The sequence below is a fragment of the Candidatus Glomeribacter gigasporarum BEG34 genome (assembly GCF_000227585.1).
Taxonomy (GTDB): domain Bacteria; phylum Pseudomonadota; class Gammaproteobacteria; order Burkholderiales; family Burkholderiaceae; genus Glomeribacter; species Glomeribacter gigasporarum_B.
Genome location: NZ_CAFB01000077.1, coordinates 1 through 3,775, shown reverse-complemented (window position 1 = coordinate 3,775; position 3,775 = coordinate 1). Strand labels below are relative to the sequence as shown.

Sequence of the window (3,775 nt, the reverse complement as noted above, 5' to 3'; positions counted from 1 at the left end):
GATTCTTTGCAAGGGTTTCCACGATATACATCTCTTCATCACCCCCTCGCGAATGTATCAAAATCGCGAGGGTAAATACGTGATTCAGAGGGGGCTTTTTTCGGCTGTACTTGCCTCTCCAAAGGGGGCGTGCTTTCCACTGAAATCAACATTTGTAGAAGGTGTGCTCTGGATTGCGAAAACAGGGGCCCCTTGGCGGGATTTACCCAAGCGTTTTGGGAAGTGGAACAGCGTCTGGAGGCGTTTTCGTAGGTGGGGACTGAAAGGCATATGGGAGTTGGTTTTCAGGCTGCTTTCCATAGCAGCAGACGTTGAAGAGCTGATGTTGGACGCCACGATTGTGCGTGCTCATCAGCACGCTGCGGGCGCGCAAAAAAGGAAGGCGGGGCCTTGAGCAGGAAGGTCTTGGCCGTAGCTGCGGGGTCTTAAGCAGCAAGATACATGCGCTCGTTGACTCGGAAGGCAACCCGATAGAGGTGAGAGTTACCCAGGGCGCAGCCCACGAGATGACGCAGGCGGAAGCGCTGCTTTCGGATAGGACAGCACAATATGTCTTGGCAGATAAGGGATACGACAGCGATGCATTACGGGCTACTGTCCAGGCGAAGGGGGCTATCCCCGTCATTCCGGGCCGGTCTTCTCGAAAAATTCTTCCCGAATACGGTAAAGAGCGCTACAAACATAGAAATCTGGTGGAGCGATTCTTCAATAAAATCAAGCAATTTAGGCGGATTGCAACGCGCTACGAGAAAGCATTGGTGAGTTTTATGTCCATGATTCACCTGAGTACGTCGGTGATCTTGATGCGATGTTAAGCAGTTTGTCCACAGGACCTAATACTTCATTGACAGAGCAAATTTAAAGTTCGTTGCGTTACTAATAAAGACGCGGCGCTGGTCATTCGCAACATCGTCATATTCGAGGCAATTGTTTGCGCATATCAAAGTTGTTACGTTTCAACGCGCCGTTGCGCCGATTCAATCGAGCGCGTGACGATATCGGCTTCAATCACGATGCGCACGCCGTGACCGGAGCGCGCGTTTAAATAAGCCGCGAGCGGTGCCCAGTGTTTTGTTCACCCGTGCGCATCTCGGCGATCTTGCCTTCGTGCAGCGCCATGCCGCCAATCAGTTGCACGTCGACTGGAATTCCGGCTCAAGCGCATTGATGGACGCAACGGTCTTTTGATAACGTTTAAGCGGCCGCTGGTTGCGACTGCCAAAAACCTTTTGAAAAAGTCCGATCATGCGCAAAGCCTTTATTGAACGGCTCAAATGTACAGCTGTGTGATTACAATATCAAACGGTATCAGGCATGATTTCATTCTATTGAAACGTATGAACAGGAGGAAGAAGATGTCCGCTCGTATCCGCGTCATCGCAGTTGCATGTTCCGCCACATTTCTGCTCGCTGCATGTTCTGAAAAACCAAATCAATCAAATCAATCAGAGCCATCCTTCAAAGAAAACTGGCTGAAGAAAAGTGAGATCGATCCAGATAGGCGCATCGCATGTACGGATTTGAATCAGTACGTGAATGCAAAATGGCTCTCCAACAACCCGATTCCCGCAGATAAGACCCAATGGGGGCCCTTCGAAATTCTGAAAGAGAAAAGCCTGAACGATCAGCGCGCAATTGCTGAGGCTGCCGCAAAAAATATCGGCAGCGCTAAAGCCAGCTCGCCTGAACAACTGGTTGGATTATTTTATGCCGCAGGGATGGATGAAGCGGCGATTGAACGCGCGGGTTTCGATCCGGTCAAACCGGAACTGGACGCGATTGCCGCACTACGCGATACATCGTCCATTGTGCGCTATTTGACCGATACATTTGTGCGCTATTCGACCAGTACCAATAGTGATAGTGCCGATACCTTCTTCCAAGGCAAGAGACGGCTTTTTAATCTTCAGCGTGACACAGACTTAAAAAATCCTAAGGTGCAAATCGCTTATGTCTTTCAAGACGGTTTAGGACTGCCGGCGCCGGATTACTACACGAAGGCTGAGCACGCCGAGCTGCGGTCTGCCTACACCGCGCATATCGCGCGCCTGCTGCAACTGGTTAATATCGACGTTCAATCAGCTCAACGTCAAGCCGGGCAGGTGCTGGCGTTTGAAACACGGCTAGCTAATGCTTCTTTTACACCGGTCGAAATGTACGATCCAGACAACCTCTATCATTTCGTGAGCGTTAGCCAAGCCAACCAAATCACACCGAATTTTGACTGGGGCGCATTTTTCAAAGCGCAGGGCGTTGATCTCAAAGAGGGGTTTTCACTTTCATCCCCTAAATTCTTCAAAGAAGTGAACCAGATGCTTGTGGATACGTCCATTGAACAATGGCAAGCCTATTTGCGTTTTCACGCGCTTAAAAACGCTGCGCCTTATCTCTCGTCTGCGTTCCAGAATGAGTACTTTGCTTTTTACGACAAAACGCTCAAGGGACAGCAAGAAATAGCCCCTCGTTGGAAACGAGTATTAGATACCGTAAACAGTCAACTCGGAATGGCGCTGGGGCAACTCTATGTTGCCAAGCATTTCCCGCCCGAAGCCAAAAAGCAAGCGTTAACATTGATCAATAACCTGAGCGCCGCGTTGAAAGCGCGCATTGAGAAGCTTGACTGGATGAGCGCGGAGACTAAAAAAAGAGCGCTGGAAAAATGGCAGACTTTCTTGTCTCAAATCGGTTATCCGGATCAATGGCGGGACTATTCAGCGTTACGCCTGAAAGCAGGGGATTATTTCGGCAGCATCCAAGCGGCAGCGCGCTTCAATCATGCCTATGCGATGTCCAGGATCGGCCAGCCGACCGACCGATCGGAATGGGGCCCGTGGACAACGCCGCAGATGATCAATGCTTTCTACAGCCCGAACGACAACACGATCAATTTTCCGGCGGCCGTTCTGCAGCCGCCATATTTTCACCCACAGGCAGACGATGCGCTCAATTACGGCGGCATTGGCGCCATCATCGGTCATGAAATGACGCACGCCTACGATGACCAAGGAAGTCAGTTCGATGCATACGGCAAGCTGGAGAATTGGTGGACTGAGGCCGACCGAAAAGCATTCAAGGCGCGCACCGATACGCTGGTGAAGCAATTCGATGCCTATTCGCCTTTGCCCGGTTTATTCGTCAATGGCACTTTGACGCTGGATGAGAATATAGCCGACCTGGGCGGATTATCCATCTCATATGACGCACTGCAAAACGAGTTGAACAAAAGACCTGCGCTTGCGAAGCTCAAGATCGATGACTACACGCAGAATCAGCGATTCTTCATTAATTCTGCACTGAAATGGCGCGAGAACATCCGGCCAGAAAAGCTGAAAGTCGCTTTAAATACTGACCAGCATGCCCCCGCGCAATATCGAGCAATCGGTGCACCGTCTAATCTTTCCAGCTTCGCTGAAGCGTTCAGTTGCAAGGCGGGCGACCCGATGGTGCGTACGGGCGACGCGCAAGTGAAAATTTGGTAGGGCTTGGGGCGGTCGGAGCAGGTTCCATCGCGCTACACGCAATAGATGCGGCCCCGGAGTCGGCCCTCGTGGACTTACCCCCTTTTCACGGACACTTTTAAACTGCAAAAAAGGAGTGTTGATTTCAGTGGAAAGCAGCCCCCTTTGGAGAGGCAAGTACAGCCGAAAAAAGCCCCCTCTGAATCACGTATTTACCCTCGCGATTTTGATACATTCGCGAGGGGGTGATGAAGAGATGTATATCGTGGAAACCCTTGCAAAGAATCGGCGTCTGTATCCCAGAGAGGGCAAAGGAT

At 50.9% G+C, this 3,775-nt stretch carries 4 protein-coding genes; 3 read left to right on the top strand and 1 reads right to left on the bottom strand.

All coding sequences use genetic code 11. From position 1 onward, the window contains the following. The first annotated feature begins 52 nt into the window (after positions 1 to 52). Together CAGGBEG34_RS12275 and CAGGBEG34_RS10415 are read left to right on the top strand one after the other, a co-directional pair. Complete coding sequence (locus tag CAGGBEG34_RS12275; protein WP_050009387.1) at positions 53 to 394, top strand: IS5/IS1182 family transposase; 342 nt, start codon at positions 53 to 55, stop codon at positions 392 to 394. Further along, positions 345 to 815 carry an IS5 family transposase gene (locus CAGGBEG34_RS10415; protein WP_158641859.1) on the top strand — a complete coding sequence of 157 codons (471 nt, stop codon included), beginning with the start codon at positions 345 to 347 and terminating at the stop codon, positions 813 to 815. Before CAGGBEG34_RS12275 ends, CAGGBEG34_RS10415 begins: the two co-directional genes overlap by 50 nt. A 226-nt stretch (positions 816 to 1,041) precedes the next feature. Here CAGGBEG34_RS10415 and CAGGBEG34_RS12270 read toward each other — a convergent pair whose 3' ends face one another. Beyond that, positions 1,042 to 1,119 carry a hypothetical protein gene (locus CAGGBEG34_RS12270; RefSeq protein ID WP_420885901.1) on the bottom strand — a complete coding sequence of 26 codons (78 nt, stop codon included), beginning with the start codon at positions 1,117 to 1,119 and terminating at the stop codon, positions 1,042 to 1,044. A gap of 236 nt (positions 1,120 to 1,355) precedes the next feature. On the opposite strand from CAGGBEG34_RS12270, the gene CAGGBEG34_RS08570 reads away from it, so the two are divergent. Next, positions 1,356 to 3,479 (top strand): M13 family metallopeptidase, encoded by a 2,124-nt coding sequence (locus CAGGBEG34_RS08570; protein WP_042688449.1) that lies wholly within the window; start codon positions 1,356 to 1,358, stop codon positions 3,477 to 3,479. Positions 3,480 to 3,775 lie beyond the last annotated feature (296 nt).